The sequence below is a fragment of the Bradyrhizobium sp. JR4.3 genome (genome assembly GCF_040547695.1).
Taxonomy (GTDB): Bacteria; Pseudomonadota; Alphaproteobacteria; order Rhizobiales; family Xanthobacteraceae; genus Bradyrhizobium; species Bradyrhizobium canariense.
Genome location: NZ_JBEPQF010000011.1, coordinates 189699 through 206574, shown reverse-complemented (window position 1 = coordinate 206574; position 16876 = coordinate 189699). Strand labels below are relative to the sequence as shown.

Annotated in this window: 13 protein-coding genes and 2 riboswitches; of the genes, 2 read left to right on the top strand and 11 right to left on the bottom strand. The window is 65.3% G+C overall.

Translation table 11 applies throughout. The annotated features are described in order from the left end of the window. Positions 1 to 13: 13 nt before the first annotated feature. Positions 14 to 1483: a dihydropyrimidinase gene (gene hydA / locus ABIB91_RS19665; protein ID WP_354164653.1), complete on the bottom strand. Its 1470-nt coding sequence runs from the start codon at positions 1481 to 1483 to the stop codon at positions 14 to 16. A gap of 56 nt (positions 1484 to 1539) precedes the next feature. On the opposite strand from hydA, the gene ABIB91_RS19660 reads away from it, so the two are divergent. Beyond that, positions 1540 to 2202 carry an aspartate/glutamate racemase family protein gene (locus ABIB91_RS19660; protein ID WP_354164650.1) on the top strand — a complete coding sequence of 221 codons (663 nt, stop codon included), beginning with the start codon at positions 1540 to 1542 and terminating at the stop codon, positions 2200 to 2202. On the opposite strand, the gene ABIB91_RS19655 is transcribed toward ABIB91_RS19660, so the two are convergent. The 7 genes from ABIB91_RS19655 to ABIB91_RS19625 all read right to left on the bottom strand — a co-directional run bounded on the left by ABIB91_RS19655 (position 2199) and on the right by ABIB91_RS19625 (position 13090). Continuing rightward, complete coding sequence (locus ABIB91_RS19655; RefSeq protein ID WP_354164647.1) at positions 2199 to 2867, bottom strand: flavin reductase family protein; 669 nt, start codon at positions 2865 to 2867, stop codon at positions 2199 to 2201. The genes ABIB91_RS19660 and ABIB91_RS19655 overlap by 4 nt on opposite strands. A gap of 5 nt (positions 2868 to 2872) precedes the next feature. After that, positions 2873 to 3805, bottom strand: coding sequence for an N-carbamoyl-D-amino-acid hydrolase (locus tag ABIB91_RS19650; RefSeq protein WP_354164644.1), 933 nt, complete (start codon positions 3803 to 3805; stop codon positions 2873 to 2875). A gap of 134 nt (positions 3806 to 3939) precedes the next feature. Next, positions 3940 to 5235 carry a class-III pyridoxal-phosphate-dependent aminotransferase gene (locus ABIB91_RS19645; protein ID WP_354164641.1) on the bottom strand — a complete coding sequence of 432 codons (1296 nt, stop codon included), beginning with the start codon at positions 5233 to 5235 and terminating at the stop codon, positions 3940 to 3942. A gap of 10 nt (positions 5236 to 5245) precedes the next feature. Beyond that, on the bottom strand, positions 5246 to 6826 hold the full coding sequence (locus tag ABIB91_RS19640; RefSeq protein ID WP_354127553.1) for a hydantoinase B/oxoprolinase family protein: 1581 nt from the start codon (positions 6824 to 6826) through the stop codon (positions 5246 to 5248). Beyond that, positions 6823 to 8832, bottom strand: coding sequence for a hydantoinase/oxoprolinase family protein (locus ABIB91_RS19635; RefSeq protein WP_354164637.1), 2010 nt, complete (start codon positions 8830 to 8832; stop codon positions 6823 to 6825). The genes ABIB91_RS19640 and ABIB91_RS19635 overlap by 4 nt, the downstream gene beginning before the upstream one ends. Before the next feature lie 461 nt (positions 8833 to 9293). Then, a complete protein-coding gene (locus ABIB91_RS19630; RefSeq protein WP_354164634.1) occupies positions 9294 to 10721 on the bottom strand; it encodes a PepSY domain-containing protein in 1428 nt (475 codons plus the stop codon). 11 nt (positions 10722 to 10732) lie between these two features. Beyond that, positions 10733 to 13090 (bottom strand): TonB-dependent receptor, encoded by a 2358-nt coding sequence (locus ABIB91_RS19625; RefSeq protein ID WP_354164631.1) that lies wholly within the window; start codon positions 13088 to 13090, stop codon positions 10733 to 10735. Positions 13091 to 13207: 117 nt separating this feature from the next. Next, a riboswitch (cobalamin riboswitch) is annotated at positions 13208 to 13409 on the bottom strand. A 72-nt stretch (positions 13410 to 13481) separates the two neighbouring features. Here ABIB91_RS19625 and ABIB91_RS19620 point away from each other — a divergent pair. Continuing rightward, the gene (locus ABIB91_RS19620; RefSeq protein WP_007593134.1) at positions 13482 to 14054 is read left to right on the top strand and encodes a histidine phosphatase family protein; all 573 of its coding nucleotides are present in this window, start codon (positions 13482 to 13484) and stop codon (positions 14052 to 14054) included. On the opposite strand, the gene cobT is transcribed toward ABIB91_RS19620, so the two are convergent. Genes cobT through ABIB91_RS19605 form a run of 3 tightly spaced genes read right to left on the bottom strand, consistent with a single transcriptional unit; the run spans position 14055 to position 16596 of the window. Next, positions 14055 to 15107 carry a nicotinate-nucleotide--dimethylbenzimidazole phosphoribosyltransferase gene (gene cobT, locus ABIB91_RS19615; protein WP_007593139.1) on the bottom strand — a complete coding sequence of 351 codons (1053 nt, stop codon included), beginning with the start codon at positions 15105 to 15107 and terminating at the stop codon, positions 14055 to 14057. A 15-nt stretch (positions 15108 to 15122) separates the two neighbouring features. Then, positions 15123 to 15872 (bottom strand): precorrin-6A synthase (deacetylating), encoded by a 750-nt coding sequence (gene cobF / locus ABIB91_RS19610; protein ID WP_007593141.1) that lies wholly within the window; start codon positions 15870 to 15872, stop codon positions 15123 to 15125. Between the two features lie 46 nt (positions 15873 to 15918). Continuing rightward, complete coding sequence (locus tag ABIB91_RS19605; protein WP_007593143.1) at positions 15919 to 16596, bottom strand: energy-coupling factor ABC transporter permease; 678 nt, start codon at positions 16594 to 16596, stop codon at positions 15919 to 15921. Positions 16597 to 16633: 37 nt separating this feature from the next. Then, a riboswitch (cobalamin riboswitch) is annotated at positions 16634 to 16853 on the bottom strand. Between the last annotated feature and the right edge of the window lie 23 nt (positions 16854 to 16876).

Here is a 16876-nt window from a genome sequence, read left to right as displayed (position 1 = left end):
GCGCGATCCACCATCACAGTAGCTTCGCTCCGAAATTCCGTTCCGGATCCATGTCGGCGACGAGCCGTCCCGTCGGCTTGGCCGCCTCGCCGCCGCTGCGTGCCAGGAACTGGCCGCTGCCAGCGCTCGCGAGGCACCTGTTGCCGTCGATGATCACCCGCCCGCGCGACAGCACCGACACCGGCCAGCCCTTCAACTTCCGTCCCGCAAACGGCGTATAGCCGGCGAGGTCGTGCATCATCTCGTCGGCGATCACGGTCTCACGATCGGGATCCCAGATCGCGATATCGGCATCGGCGCCGACCGCGATCGAGCCCTTGCGCGGATGCAGATTGTAGATTTTTGCTGGCGCGGTCGCGGTCAGCTCCACGAATTTTTCCAGGCCCAGCCGCCCGTTCGACACCATCGCGTCGAACAGCAACGGCAAGCGCAGTTCCAGTCCCGGCAGGCCATTGGCGACCTGCTTGAAGTTGGGATTGGGACCGGCACGCAGCTTGCCGGTCTCGTCGTAGCGATACGGCGCGTGATCCGACGAGATGGTCTGGAGATCGCCCAGCGATAGCGCCTGCCACAGCGCCTCCTGGTCCGAATGCGTCCGCGGCGGCGGGCTGCACATCCACTTGGCGCCTTCCGCCCCGGGCTTGTCGAGATCGGCGGCGGTCAGGAACAGATATTGCGGACAGGTCTCGGCAAACACCTTCAGCCCCTGCCCGCGGGAGTCGCGGATCACCTTGGCGCCTTCGGCAGTCGAGACATGGAAGATCATGATGGGCTGGTCGATTAGCGCCGCCATGCCGATCAACCGGGTGAAGGCCTCCGCCTCGGACACGCGGGCGTGGCTGACGGCGTGATATTTCGGCATCGTGTAGCCGCGCGCGAGCAGGCGCTTCACCATCCAGGCGATGATGCCGTGGTTTTCGGCATGGGCGCACAACATCGCGCCGGACTGGCGCGCGGCCAGAAGGATATCCAGCAGCGGCTCGTCGTCGACCTTGAGCCGGTCATAGGTCATGAAGATCTTGATCGACGCATGCCCCTGCTTCACCAACGCGGGGATATGCTCCTCGACCGTTTCTTTGGTCGCATCGGCGATGATCATGTGAAAGGCGTAGTCGATCACGGCGCCCTTCTTGGCCAGCGCGTGATAATCCTCCACCACCTGCGGCAGCTTCATGCCGACATGCTGGGCGGCAAACGGGATCACCGTGGTCGTACCGCCAAAAGCGGCCGAGACGGTCGCGCTCTCGAAGGTGTCGGCGTTCATGATGCCGGCAGCGGACAATTGCTCGATATGGGCGTGGCTGTCGACGCCGCCTGGCAGCACCAGCTTGCCGCGCGCGTCGATCTCGCGCTTCGCAGGCGGAAGCCCGCGGCCGATAGCGGCGATGGTCTCGCCGGAGATCGCGACGTCGGCCTCGAACACGTCGGTCGTGGTGGCGACGCGGCCGCCGCGGATGATCAGGTCGTAAACTGGTTCAGTCATGAGGCACTCCGTGATAGCCTAAAGCCAAGTGATCGCCATTCCGCAGGAAAACCATCATGGCCCGGCCGCGCATTCTCGTCATCAATCCGAATTCCAACCCCGCGGTCACGCAGGGGCTGGAGGACGCGCTGAAGCCGCTCGGTTTCGAGGGCGGCCCCGAACTGGTCTGCCAGACGCTGGCCGAGGGACCGTTCGGCATTGAAAGCCAGGCCGATGTCGATGGCGTCGCGATGCCGCTGCGCCGGCTGGTCGAGAGCGACAACAGCTCGGCCGCCTTTGTCATCGCCTGTTACAGCGATCCCGGGCTTCAGGTCTGCCGTGAAGGCACCGACCGGCCCGTGTTCGGCATCGCCGAGTGCGGCGTGCTGACGGCGCTGGCCCGCGCCGAGACCTTTGGCGTCATCGCGATCGCCCAGCGCTCGATCCCGCGTCACATGCGCTATCTCAGGCAGATGGGACTGACCGAACGCCTCGCCGGCGAGCAGCCTCTCAACATGAGCGTCGCCGAAACCGCCTCGGGCGAAGGCACGCTGGCCAGGATGATCGAAATCGGCCGCGCGCTGCGCGACGAGGACGGCGCCCGCGCCATCGTGATGGGCTGCGCCGGCATGGCGCGCCATCGCCGTCCCCTCGAAGACGCGCTCGGCATTGCCGTGATCGACCCGACGCAGGCGGCCGTCACGATGGCGCTGGGTACGGTGCAATTCTCGAATCACTAGGCGTCCTTCAGCTCTTTGGCGTCCTGCCGCGCGATCCATTGCGCGTGGCTCTCGCGGACAAGCGTGAACGTGTCCCGCTGCGTCGTATAGAGATTGCCGAACATGCGGCCGATCGGGCGGTAGGCGTCGAGGTCGACATACATGTTGGCCTCGTTGACGAGGCCCTCGCGGGCGTGAACCCGGAGCACTTCGCCGACGAGCAGTTCGCGATCGGGCGAGAAGCTCAGCGCGACATGGCGCCGGCATTCGAGCGCGAAGGGCGCTGCGGCGAGGCGCGGTACCTTCACGTCGATTGAGGGAAGGGTCGCGAGCCCTGCCGCAGCGACCTCGCTGTCACCGGACGGGAAATCGACCGCGCAGTCATTCATCGCTGCGGAGAGCGCCTCATCAACCATGTGAACGACGAACTCGCCGTCGCGATGGATGTTGCGGGTGGTGTCCTTCGGGCTGTGATCCGGCTTGTGTTGAAGCCCGAGCACGATCAGCGCCGGACTCTCCGAGAACACGTTGAAGAAGCTGAACGGCGCAGCGTTGACCGCCCCGTTCGCATCGAGCGTCGTCACCAGCGCGATCGGCCGCGGCACCACCACGCCGCAAAGCAGCTTGTAGCGATCGCGCGGATCGAGCTCGCGTAACAATATGCCCGATGTGGTCTGGCCAGTCATCGACGTTACTTCTCCGGCGGCGGCACCGCGCCGGTTCGGCTGGTGATCAGGCCGTAGTGCTCGATGCGGCGGTGCTGTGCGAAATTGAAGATCGTGGTCTTGCCGAAGGTGGTGGCATCGAGGTCGCAGGCGTGGACCAGCAGCTCGTCCTCCTCCGTCTTCGCTTCGGCGACGATTTCGCCATTGGGATCGACGATCAGACTGCCGCCGAACAGCGGGTGTCCGTCCTCGTTACCGGCTTTGGCCACCGCGACGACCCAGGTCGCGTTCTGATAGGCGCCGGCCTGCGCCGAGAGGCGATTGTGGAACAGGCGTTTCTCGACGCCCTCATCGCTCCTCTCCGCATTCACGGACGGCGTGTTGTAGCCGATCAGCACCATCTCGACGCCCTGCAAGCCCATCACGCGATAGGTCTCGGGCCAGCGGCGGTCGTTGCAGATGGCCATGCCGATGATGCCGCCGAGCTCGCGCCAGACGTTGAAGCCGAGATCGCCCGGCTCGAAATAGCGCTTTTCCAGATGCTGGTGCGAGCGTTTGGTGTCGTATTCCACATGGCCGGGCAAATGGATCTTGCGATATTTGCCGACGATCTTGCCCGACTTGTCGGTGAGAACAGCGGTGTTGAAGTGATGTCCATCAGGCGTCAGCTCCGCATAGCCGAAATTCATCGCCATCTGGTGCTGCGCCGCGCGCTCGAACAACGGCCTCGTCGCAGCGTTCGGCATCTCGCGCTCGAACCAATTGTCGAACTCGGCCCGGTTCTCCACATACCAGCGCGGGAAGAAGGTCGTCAGCGCCAGTTCCGGATAGACGATCAGGTCGGCGCCCTTGCTCTTGGCTTCATCCATCAGCGCGATCATGCGCTTGACCACGGCCTCGCGGCTGTCGGCTTTCTGGATCGGGCCCATCTGGGCAGCGGCAACATTGACAATACGCATCAGCGATTTCCTGGTGATGTCTTCGAAGCTACAATTTCAATCACTTGCCGGCACGCGGCTGCATAACGCAGCGTCGCCGGGGCGTTCCGGCCGCTGCCTGCCGATCATCATAGTGTGCGCTGCACGATCCGCGCTCATTTTTGTTCCGCATCCGCAACATCGAGACCGTGGTCCAGTGCATCCAGAAGCTGCCCGACCTCATGCTCGGAAATCACGAGTGGCGGCGCGAGGAACAGCGAAGTTTGCTCGCCGCTGGTGCCGATCACGGCGCCTGCCTCCAGGGCCCGCTCCGCGACGCGCGAGGCGATCGGCACCTCGGTGGTGTCGGCGTGCCAGGAGCGCCAGTCCGGGCCGTGCAGCTCCACGGTCCAGTGCAGCCCCTGCCCGGCCACGCGCTGTACGCTCGGATGTTTCTGCGCGATGGCGAGCAGGCGGCGGGCGAACAGCTTTTCGACGCCCTTCACGTGCTCCAGAATCTTCTCTTCACTGACGACCTTCAGATAGGCGCTGACGGCGGCCATGCTGATGGGATGCCCACGCAACGTGCCGTAGTTCTGCCAGCTCGTGCCCTTGAGCCTTTCGACGATATCTTTCGACACTACGACCGCGGCAACCGCCGCCGCACCGCCACCGAGCGATTTTCCGAGCGTCACGATATCAGGACGGCTCTCGGCGCCTTGGAAGGCGAACCAGCGCCCAGCGCGGCCGGTGCCGGTCACCACTTCGTCGGCGATCCAGTAGGAGCCAGCCTGCCGCGCGCAACGCGCCACCTCGTCCTGATAGGCGCCGTCGTAATAGATGCCGCCCTGCGTGTAGTCGATGATCGTCGCTGCGGTGTCCGAAAGCAGGCGCGTGGCATCGGCCAGATATTCGCGTGGGGGAACATTGTTGGCGGGCGCACCATAGATCGCGCCATCCGGCGCCGGCAATATCCGCACCGGCGCCATCGGCGCCGGCAGCTTCGAGCCGCCTGAGTGCACCGCGAGGCCGCCATGCCATTGCGGCTGCACGGTCATACTGCGCGACAGGCCTGTAATGCCGTGATAGGCGCGTTCGCGCGTTGCCAGCGCGGACCGCTGCGTCAGCGCCTGGCAAAGTGACAGCGCCATGTCGTTGGCCTCGCTGCCGCTGATGCAGAAGCGCACCGCACCGACCCAATCCTCTTCGCCCTTGAAGGCGATGGCCATCAAATCGTCAGCGGCCTGCTCGCGGCCGACCCAGGTCCACCCCTCGTTCACGACGGGCGTATCCGCCGCGCGGCGGATCGCCTCCACCATCGCGGGATGACGATGTCCGAGACCGCCGCCGGTGTTGCTGCCGTCGATGAGCTTGCGACCATCCGACAGATGAAAATAGACGCCCTCGCCGCCGACCACGGCCATGGGCGCGCTGTCGCCGGCATTCAGCCCGGTTCGCAACAATCTGCTCATTGCAATCCCTTCATTCCGCAGCCTCGGCGCCGTAGCCACCGCCGCCGCAGGTCTCGATGTTGACGAGATCGCCTTGCTGCAGCACCAGGTTCGACTTGCCGTCGATCGCGACGTTCGCGCCCTGCCGGATCAGCGAGATGCGGCAGGGCTTGCCGGGTTCGCCGCCCTGCATGCCGAACGGCGCGATCACCATGCGCTCGATGCAGGTGGTCAGATGCATCGACGGCGCCAGGATACGATAGGTGCGCACGACTCCGTCTCCGCCGCGATGGGCGCCCGCGCCGCCGGAATGCCTGCGAATGGCCTGCTGCTCGACTTGGATCGCGTAATTCGCCTCGATCACCTCGACCGGCGTATTCGAGGTGTTGGACAGATGCACCCGCGTCGCTGAGATGCCGTCCCGATCATGCCGCGCGCCCTCGCCACCGCCGTGGACCTCGTAAAGCATCTTCCATGAACCGTTTTGCCGCGGTTCGGCAAAAAACAGGACGCCCGCCGTGGTCGCCCCGCCGGCCGACAGACGCTCGGGAATGGTATCCTGCATCGCGCGGAAGATCGCATCGACGATGCGCATCGAGGTCTCGTGGTTGCCGGCCGCAACCGAGGCATTCCACCCCGGCTCCAGGATCGAGCCCGGGCGCGTGATGATGGTCAGCGGCCGCAACGCGCCCGCGTTCTGGTTCATGTCGCGCCCGCTCATGATGCGCGCGGCATAGGCTACCGCCGAGCGCGCCATGAACGGCGTGGTGTTGCAGAAATTCGAGACGCGGTCGCAGCTTCCCGAGAGATCGAAGGTCGCTTCGTCGCCTGCAATGGTGATCTTGACATGAATGCGCGCTGGCGCGGCGTTGACGCCGCCGTCGTCCAGATAATCCTCGCCCTCGTAGACGCCATCCGGCAGATCGCGCAACGCCTCGCGCATCTCGATTTCGGAGAGATCGTGCAGGCGCGCCTGCGCCGCCGTGAAGACTGCCTTGCCGTGCTCGCGGCAAAGCTCGAAGATGCGCTTCTCGCCGGCTTTCGTTGCGGCGATCTGGGCGAGAAGATCGCCCTCGCAGGATTCGGGATCGCGAACATTGGCCTTGAGCAGCTGCACGATCGGCGTATTGACGCCCGCTGCCGTGGCGATCAGAACCGGCGGAATGCGCATCGCCTCCTGGAAGGTGTCGATCGCTTTCGCAAAATAGCTGCCGGGCCAGGTGCCGCCGATATCGGGCCAATGCGCGAGGCTGACCGCGAACGCCACGATCTCGCCGTCGACGAAGACGGGGCGCACGACCTTGACGTCGTTGAGATGATTGCCGCCGAGCGGGCCGACATTGTAGATCAGTGCATCGCCTTCGTTCAGGCTGTCCCGCGGCACCACCTTCAACAATTCGAGAACCGTATAGGCCATCGCGCCGAGATGGATCGGGATGTCGCGGCCCTGCCCGACCAGGTCGCCCCGGCCGTCCGTGATCGCCGACGACAGGTCGCCGGCCTCGCGCAGCAGCGGCGAGCGCGCCGAGCGCGTCATCACCAGGCTCATCTCCTCGGCCGCGGCCGAGAGCCCGTGCCTGATGACCTCGACGACGAACGGATCGATCTTCATGGGGCCACCCGCGTCAGGAACAGATTGCCTGAAACGTCGGGCCGCGCCTGCCAGCCGGGCGGGACCACCACGGTCGACCATGCGTCTTCAATGATGGCCGGACCGCTGACAATCTCGGTCAACGAGGCGCGGTCGATGATGCTTGTTGCGATGTCGTGAAAGCCGTCGAACGAGCAGATGCGCTCGCCGGTGGAGACCGCCCTCACCGCGACGGACGGCCGGCTCACGACGGTGCGCGACGGACGGCGCGCCTGCACCCGCACGGATTCGATGACGCAGCTCTCGCCGGTCGCATAGCCGAACAGCTCGTGGTGCCGGGCCAGAAAATCCTTCTTCAGCGTGATGACGTCGAGCGGTCGCGCAAACGGAACCGGAATGGCGTCGTTCTGCGCGGCGTAGCGCATCAAGGCCACCAGCTCGACCTGAATCTCGGTCGCGGCCACGCCGTTGGCGACGAGCGGCGCCGAAGCATCGTCAATCAGCACCCCGATCCGTTCCGACACGCGGGCGAGGTCGATGCCGTCAAGCGCAGCACGCAAGGTTTGCTGCTGGAGGAAGCTGAAATCGGCAGTGAGACAGCCCAGCGCCGAAAAAGCACTTGATGCACTGGGAACGACGACCTCGGCAATTCCGTAGAGATCGGCAAGCCCCGCGGCGTGCATCGGGCCACCACCGCCAAAGGCGAGCAGCGTGCAGTCGCGTCCGTCGATGCCGCGCTCGACCGTGACGCGGCGGAGCGCACGCGCCATTGTCGCGTTCGCGACCTTGATGATGCCGAGCGCGGTTTCGGTCAGGCTCAGCCCCAAAGCGCGCGCGATCGGCGCGATGACACCATTGGCTGCCTGGATGTCGATTCCGATCCGGTCGCCGAGTTTGGTTTCGGGATTGAGATAGCCGAGCACGGCGTTGGCGTCGGTGATGGTCGGCTCGGTACCGCCGCGGCCGTAGCAAGCCGGTCCAGGCTCTGAGCCGGCGCTTTCCGGTCCGACGGTCAGGCCGCCGGGACCATTGCGCACGATCGAGCCGCCGCCCGCGCCGATCGAGTGAACCGCAAGCATCGGCTGGCGCAGCGGCTTGTCGCCGAGCATGCGGCCGTCTGTCATCTCGGCCTGGCCGTCGACGATCAGGCACACGTCGGTCGTGGTGCCGCCCATGTCGAACGTCAGCATCCGCGATGTGCCGAGCTGGCGCGCGATGCTGACGGATGCGGAGACGCCGGCCGCCGGGCCCGACATCGCCATCACCAGCGGCCGCCGCTTCACGGCGGAGATCGGGACCATGGCGCCGGCCGAATGAAACACCTGCAGGCCGGGACCGATCGGCAGTCGCAGTTCCAGTTCGCTGAGATACTCCACCGCGATCGGCATGGCGGCCGCGTTGAACACGGTCGCCGAGGTCCGCTCGTATTCGCGCGCCTCGGGATTGACCTCGTGCGACAGCGAGACGTGGGCAACGACGCCCTTGAGCCGCTCGCCGAGCATTTTCTCGTGGACAGGATTGGCATAGGCGTGAAGCAGTGCGACCGCGACGCTCTGCACGCCGGTCCCCTTCAGCCAGGCCACCAGGCGCTCGATCTCCGCTTCATCCAACGCCTTCAGCACCTTTCCCTCGTGATCGAGGCGCTCGGCAAGCCCAAAACATCGTTCCGGCGGCACGAGCGGCGACGATTTCGGCGGAATGTCGAGACGGTAGAGATCGCGGCGGCGGTAGCGCGCGATCTCCAGCACGTCGGAAAAGCCTTCGGTCGCCACCAGCGCCACTTTCGGCAAACGTCCTTCGACGATGGCATTGGTTACGCGCGTGGTGCCGTGGACGAAGCGCTTGACCTCGCTCTTGCGCAGGCCCACCGCCTCGATTGCCTCCAGCATCGCCTGAACCGGAGCTTGAGGTCGCGACGGCACTTTCGCGATCCGCGCCTCCGCGGGGGAGTGCCGGATCGCGATGATGTCGGTGAAGGTGCCACCGATATCGGTGCCGACCTCCCAGTGATTTTCGTCAGTGTTCATGCGTGGGTCAGCTGCGGACGACGTTCGAACCGGACGCCGGGTGCTTCCCGTCCTTCGCGAGGTTCAATCGCAAACCGAGAGCGCTCATCGTCATCCCCTGTCATGCCACTGCTTGCGAGCGTGCGACAGAGCGATGGGCTTCGGATAGGGCCAGCGTTGTCGCAACGCACAGGACCAGCACGCAACCGGCGCTGCCCGCCGAGGCACATTTTAGTGCAGCGCTGCCCGCAGGGAGTGCACATCGGTGTGGATCGTTCCACGCGCGCTAAGTGCAGCGCACCACGAGTTTTCCCGGACGAAACGGCACATCCGCTGCACTGCAATCCACTCGCCGCGGACGCACTGTCTAATTTGCAGGCGATCGATCGGCGCTACGGACCATACGATTGCTTATGAGCTATGCATGGCAGTCGGCTCAGCCTCTCTTTATTGTACGATCAGTAAGCGGTCGTTTTGCCCACTCAACGCCTCGCGACCAGGCGACGCGAGCCGATGACGATGCCCGTGATGGAGAACAGAAAGCCGAGGGCGCAGAGCCCGACGACCAAGCCGTCGCGCAGCAACGGATGCGCGACCAGGACCGGAAAGTCCAACGTGTGCAGCGCGCCGTAGAACCAGCGATAAGCCCGCCGCGACGAATCCAGCCTTTGCAGCAAATTGCCGTCGGCGCCGTCGATGTCGAACCAGAGGTCGCCGCAGGAGGAGCGGTAGACCGGGGCACCAGGGACGGTGGACTGCGCGGGATAGTTGTCGTTGTCGGCAAGTATCGACGGTGCGCCGCAGCCGGCTGCGAGGCGCGCGGTCAGCCCCTGGACCTCGTGGACATCCAGAGATCCCGTTGGTCCGTCGCGCGGCGCATCCCCTGCCTTGATCAAGGTCTGAGCGGCAACGCCCGTGCGATCCCGCCGATAGAGAGTGCCGTTGAAGGCAAACCATTCGATCTCGCGGACCGACGGCGATACGGGCTGGCGATCGAGCGATCGGGCCGCCGTCCAGTTCGGTGGGGCGTTCATCACGCTGGATTCAGCCGAGGTCAATTGCCCACGCGAGAACAGCCGTCCGTGATCCATGGAGAGCCAGCCACTGAAAATCCAGCTCAGCACGAAGACCATCGCCGCGAGGCCGATGAGATGATGCAGCGCATGCCAGCCACGATAGGGCGACCCGATCAGACCGCTTTGAGGTTTGATCCGCGCAAGCCCGAGCACAGCGCCAAGCAAAGCTGCGATCAGGGCCAGCAGCGACAAGGTCCAGACCACGCGATCCCACAGCGACCAGTTGCTTCGCAGAACTGTCGGATAGATCCAGTGCAGCACACTTCCGGCGAGATTCCATCCGCGCTCGCTGCGCGTCGTATCCAGAACGATTTCGCCGGTGAGCGAGGAGACATAGAGCTCCGTTCCGGCGGCGTCGCCCAGGGCAACCCGAAACAGGGGCCGATGGCGGTCAAAGCCGTTCGGCACGCTCCATTGGTCATAGTCCGAGCGCGCAACGATCGCGGCACGCGCGGCATCCAGCCCACGGCTGCGTGCGTGGTCTCGCGCGATGGCCAGCGCGACCTCGGAAGACGCGACCGAGGCGCCGACCCCGCCGGAGGCGCGGACTGCGCCCGCGCGCGACGGCCCCGCGACGACATAGACCGGTCCATCACTGCGCTGGATCAGGCGAACGCGCGTCGCATCCGCAATCCCGCTCGCGGCAACGGCATCGGCGACCGCAAGCCCCGTCTCCGCGCTAGCCAACGGCACGAGCCCGGCAAAGCGTTCCGCTTCCGTCAGGGACGGAAACGGAACGAAGTGCATCACGATTCCCGTCGCGAACCACATCGCGAACAGCAGGCAGAACGCGATCCCGAGCCATCGATGCAGCAGGACGATCGCGCGCATCATCGATCAGCGTCCTACCATTTGAACGCGGCCGAGATCTCGTAGGTGCGCGGCGCGCCCAGCAGGATCTGGTCGGGATAGAATGGATCGCCCCAGATCGCGTAACGCTTGTCGGCGATGTTGCGCACCCGGAAGGTCAGGCGGGCCTGCTCGACGGCGTTGAACACGGTCTTGGGGATGTCGACGAAAGCGTAGACGTCCGCAACAGTGTAGGCTTTCAGCGTCACGGTGTTGGCATCGGTGTTGTAGCGGTCGCCGACATGGCGGCCGGTGATACCGAACTCGACCGCCCAGGGCGTGAAGAACCGGTATGACGCGCCGGCATTGGCGACGACGCGTGGCACGTTCGGCGGCGTGTTGCCGGAGAACGAGCCGCCGACAAAATTGTAGTCGGCGTAGCGCGCATCGACATAGGCGATGTTGCCCCAGAGACGCAGAGGCTCGATCGGACGCACCGAGGCGGCCAGCTCGACGCCCTTCGACTCCTGCCGTCCGGCCAGGTTGAGCTGCATGCCGCCTGCCGCGGCATAGACGTTCTTGCGCAGGATGTCGTAGGCCGAGAACGACCACTCCGCCCGGTTGTCCCAGAACAGGTGCTTGACACCAGTCTCGTAGGTGCGCGCGGTGGTCAGGTTGAGCGGATCGGTCGGATTGAGCAGGAAGATGTTGTTGGCCGCGATGTCGGCGCCGGTCGCATATTGGCTGAAGAAGGTCAGGCCCGGAACCGCTTCCCACGTGTAGCCGATACGGCCCGTGGTCGGCGCCCAGGATTGCGAGAACGGGAAGTTCGCCTTCTCCAGACCGAACTTGTCGGTCGAATTACGGTCGAGCCCGATATGCTCGACGCGCAGGCCGCCAACCAGCGCGAAGCTGCGCGTGAGCTTCAGCCGGTCCTCGAATGACAGCGCCTCATTATCGATGCGCGCAGTCTGCTGCTGAATAGTGAGCAGGCCGTAGTAGCCGCGAGGCGGATCGACCAGCGGAACGGAATCGCCAGGGAAATTTGCGGCGCCCGGCCTCACGAAATCAAGGTAGCTTGAGGACAGCGTCGTGACCAAACGGTTGTCAAGGCCGGCGATATTCGCATCCCAGATCAAGTCGGTGACGTTGCCGACCAAGCGTTGGCTGTGCGCGACGTAGAAACGCTCGCGATCCACCATGTTGGTACCGGAATTGAACGCCTCGACCTCATTGTTGAACCACGTGCGCTCCGCGCCGTAGCCATAGGCCTGACTCTTCAGCGTCAGGTCTGGCGCGAGCTTCAGCTCGAAACCGCCGCGCAACCAGACCTCCTGCGCGACGTTCCTGTTGTCGAGGACGTTGTAGTTGGTGTTGAAGGTGCGGTCATCGATCGTGACCGCACCGAGATTGGTTTTGTTGTAGTTCGAGATGTAATTGCCGGACACGATCCCCGTCGTCGCATGCGAGCCGCTGAAGGCAATCGGCACCAGCGGCGCGCCCCAATAGGCTTTCGAGCGATCCTCGCGGTACTCGATCGCGCCCCAGACCTTGAGGCTATCGGAGATGCGATAGTTGAGCTGGCCCGACACATCGAGCGTCTTCGTGTTGGTGTCGTCGGCAAAGCCGTTGAGCGAGGAACGGCTGACGTCGAAACGGTAGTCCAGCCCCTGCACATTGGTGCTGCCGCCCGAGCCGTAATGCGCGCGGAACGAGTTCAGCGAATCCCAGGAGAAATCCGCCTCGTTCCGGATCGGACCGGTGTGCGGCTGCTTGGTGACGAAGTTGATCGCGCCGCCGGCGGCGCCCTCGCCCGACATCAGTGACGCCGGACCCTTCAGGAATTCGACAGCTTCCAGATTGGCCGTGTCGGTGATCCGCGAGGTCATGTTCTGCGGACCGATCTTGATGCCGTTGTAGAGCGTGTTGATTTGGCTGTTGGTGAAACCGCGCATCGAGAAAGCCGAAGGCTCGGCCGGATTGTCGCCGGCTGTGACGCCAACCGCTCCCTGCGCGACGTCGGACACGGTGCGGTAGCCCTGCTCGCGCATGGTTGCGGCCGAGATCACCTCCACGGTCGCGGGCGTTTCGCGCACGGTCAGGCCGAGGCGAGAGGCGCTTTCGGCGACTGCATTGGTGTTGAGCGGCGTCTGTGCTGCCGCGGTCGGCACGACGGGCTTGGGCGCTACAGATGCAGCCGCCGGCCGGCGCGCAGCTGCGCGGCGTGGGCCCTGCGCTTCTCGGCCGGCCGGCCTGGCCTGCTTGCGGGATTGGGCCGGCGTCACCTCGACCGGCGGCAGAGGTTCGCGGGCCTGCTGCGCCAGTGCGCCGGGAGGATCAAGCGCGGCAAGGGATGTGAGCGCGGCGGATGCGAGCAGGAACGCACGCGGTCGTACAATGCGAACAGGAGACACGGTCTTGGACCTCGGTATGACGTCAGTGGCACGTCACAGCGAACCAAGGTCCCATCTTCCGGCTTATAAGCCTTCCGATGAAGCCGAATGTCTGTACTCCCCGACCGACATCTTCGCGTGTGACCACGGCTGACGGCAGGTCTCCTGGCTCGCGGGTCACTACCTTGCGTCGCCTTCCCGGGACCGAGATACCCAGTGGCTCGTGACGCAAGATTCGCCGCTTACAGTTGCGGGGGCAGCCACGGCATTGGGGACAATGTCCCCGCACCGCATTCCCTTTTCATCCCCTCTCGGGGAAACCGTCGCGAGCATCTAGGATTACGATCAAGACAGAGTCAATGTGCCAGTTGCGGCGTTATTGCCACAACGACCAACTTCCTCGGAGATAAGCATGGAAGGCGAGACCTTCCTCTGGCTGATACGGCACGCGCCCGTCGATGGCGTCACGGGGACGATCCATGCGGCCGACGCACCGGCCGATCTCGGCGATCGCGCGCAGCTGGGGGCGCTGCGGCAGCGTCTGGCGCAGGACGCCGCGAGCTATGCGAGCCCGTCGCGTCGCACGGTCGAAACGGCCCACGCGCTGGGGCTCGAGCCGCTGCAGCTGGACGAATTCAGCGAGCAGAATTTTGGCGACTGGACCGGTCGTCGGCATGACGAGCTCGCCGCGACTGGTGGCGAGGCCTATGCACGGTTCTGGAGCGATCCGGCGCGCGCACGGCCGCCGGGCGGCGAAAGCTTTGAGGATCAGGTCGCGCGGGTGCGGCTGGGTTTGTCGAAGATCAGCAGCGGGGCCGCAACGCTCGTCGTGCATTCCGGCACGATCCGTGCGGCGCTGTGCATCGCGCTGGATCTGACGCCAAAAGCGGCCCTGCGCTTTGTGATCGATCCGCTGTCGCTGACTCGGATCGACCGGCTCTCGACCGGCTGGCGCATCGTCTCGGTCAATCAGCGGACGATTTGATCAGGCCGGACGATCAGGCACATTGGCCTGCGCAAAGGTCGCCATCCCGTTGTGGAGCGCACAGGCCGACCGCACCAGCGGCAGCGCGATGGCCGCCCCCGATCCTTCGCCGAGCCTGAGATCGAGGCTGATCAGCGGCTGCACATTCAGCGCGCGAAGCACCAGCCGATGCCCCTGCTCGGCGGACTGATGCGATGCCAGCAGGAACGGCTGGCACGAGGGATTCAACCGCGCCGCAGCAAGTGCCGCGACCGATACGATGAAGCCGTCGATCAACACGGGGATGCGGCCCTGTGCAGCCGCGATAATGGCACCGCAGATGGCCGCAATCTCGAGGCCGCCGACGGCGCACAGGATCTTTTCGGGCGACGCGCCCGTAATGCCATGACGTGCGATCGCGGCGTCGATCACCCGCGCCTTGTGCACACGGCCGGCCGCGTCGATGCCGGTGCCGCTGCCCGCGATCTCTTCCGCGCTCACGCCGAGCAAGGCGGCCGCGATCGCCGCCGATGTCGTGGTGTTGCCGATGCCCATCTCGCCGAAGATCAGAAGATCGGGCTGCCCGGCCTGCGCGCGCGTCACCGCACGTCGGCCGGATTCGAAGGCGAATGCCAGCTCTGTGGAGGTGAGCGCAGCTTCGACGCTGAAATCGCGCGTGCCGCTGCGCGGCTTGTCGGTCACGATTCCAGCCATCTCCTCCTGCGCCAGCGTGCCGGCGTCGACGACCTCCAGGCTGGAGCCCAGCTCACGCGCCAGCACCGAGATCGCGGCACCGCCGGAGGCGAAATTCGCCAGCATCGCGATGGTCACTTCTTGCGGATAGGCCGAGACGCCCTGCGCGACGATGCCGTGATCGCCGGCGAAGATGATGATCGGAACCCGGGCCGCGCGCGGTTGCTCGGTTGCTTGCAGGCCCGCAAGCTCAATCGCGAGCTGCTCGAGCCGGCCGAGCGCGCCGGTCGGTTTCGTCAGTTGCGCCTGTCGCGCCACCGCCGCGTCGCGATGGACTGCCGAAATATCAGGGCATTGTTGGGTGATCCATTCGGGGAGCATGCTGCCTCGCTTGCCTCACGGCCTGCGCTTGAGGATGTAACTGTCCATGATCCAGCCGTGCCGTTCGCGCGCCTCTTGCCGCACCGCGACGATACGCGGGCCGATCTCGGCCAGCGCGCCGGACATGACGATCTGATCGGCCATGCCGAGATAGGCGCCCCACCAGATGTGCAGGCCTTCCGGATCAAGCGACTGGAACGCCGTGCCGCCGTCGAGCATCACCACCACTGTATCGACACCTTGCGGCCAGCCGCCATCGCGCAAGCGACGGCCGGTCGTGACCAGAAATGGCTCGCCGATATCGTTGAGCGGCAGCGCATGCGCCGCGCACAGCGCCTGGATCGAGGTGATGCCGGGAACGACCCTGATGTCAGGCAAGGGATCGAGCCGCCGCGCGATGCGCAGCGAGGAATCATAAAGCGAGGGATCGCCCCAGATCAATATTGCGACATTGCCCTCGCCTTCGAGATGATCTGCGATCGTCTGCGACCAGGCAGCGGCCACGGCATCGTGCCAATCGTCCACGCCCTTGCGATAGTCCGCTTCAGCGGCGTCGCGGACGGGCAGATCGAACTCGGCAATGCGCGTCGTGTCGCTGGCGAGCACATCGGCGCAGATCGTCCGCCTGAGATCGGCGAGATCGGACTTGGCCGTCCCCTTGCGCGGGATCAGGACGAGATCAGCCGCGTTGATGGCAGTAATCGCGGCGCGCGTGAGCTGCTCGGGATCGCCGCAACCGATGCCTATCAGGGAGAGCGTGAGCATCGTGCCTGCGAAGGGCGGCCATGACGGCCGCCCGTTCGCTTGTCACTTAAGCCGCGTTGTGCAAACGCGGGGTGACGAGGCCGGGCGCGGTGACGCCGCGCAACGACTTCGCCAGCGCCAGCACGCCGAGATCGGCGAGCGGCTCGATCACGATGACCAGCGCATAGGACGCCGCGAAGGTCGCGATGTTGACGAGGTTGGTCGCGCCAAAACCGGCGCCATAGACCGCCCAGAACGCCACCCAGGCGATGACGCCCGCCTGATAGGTCGTCGAAAGCGCCAGCGCCTGGCGATACTTCAGATCGACATAGGCCGTGTTGCGCGCAATGATCCGCGTGGCGATCGCCTGGATCCCGAACAGCGGCACCAGCAGCGTGGTGACGTTCATGCCATATTGCGGCAGGTCGGGCGGCTCGAAGAAGATGCCCTGGAACAGCAGGCCGAACGCGAGGCCGAAGGCCGCAGGCGCAGCGCCAAACAGCAGGAACAAGGTCGAGCCGAGGATGAAGTGCACCTCGGAGACGCCGACGGGGAAGTGCGGCAGGATCTCGAAGAAGATAAACACGAGTCCCGTGGTGGCGAGCGTCCGCGCCGCGAACGACGTGATGCCCTGCTCGCGCACGGTCTCGACCGCGAGCTTCAAGGCAACACCGCCGACGGCGATGCCGGTTGCGTAACTCAGCACGAGCTTGGCGTCCGAGACTAGTCCGGGTTCGATATGCATGGCTCAGATCCTTCTTGCCGTCACACCCGACGGCCTTGGCCTCAAAACGTGCACGGCCGGTCTCCTGGCTCGCGGTTCACTGGGAGTCTCCGGCCTTCCCGGGCCTTGCGGCCCAGTGGCTGATCGAAGTCCCTCACCGCTTACAGTCGCGGGGGCGGCTGGGGTTTTGAGCGCCGCAACTGGGTCCGCCCATCCCCATTCCCGATTATGCTCCGGCGCTTTGCGCCGCGTCGAGCACCATGCCTCTCCTGTGTGCCCCTTTCGCCGGCCGGGCGTCAAG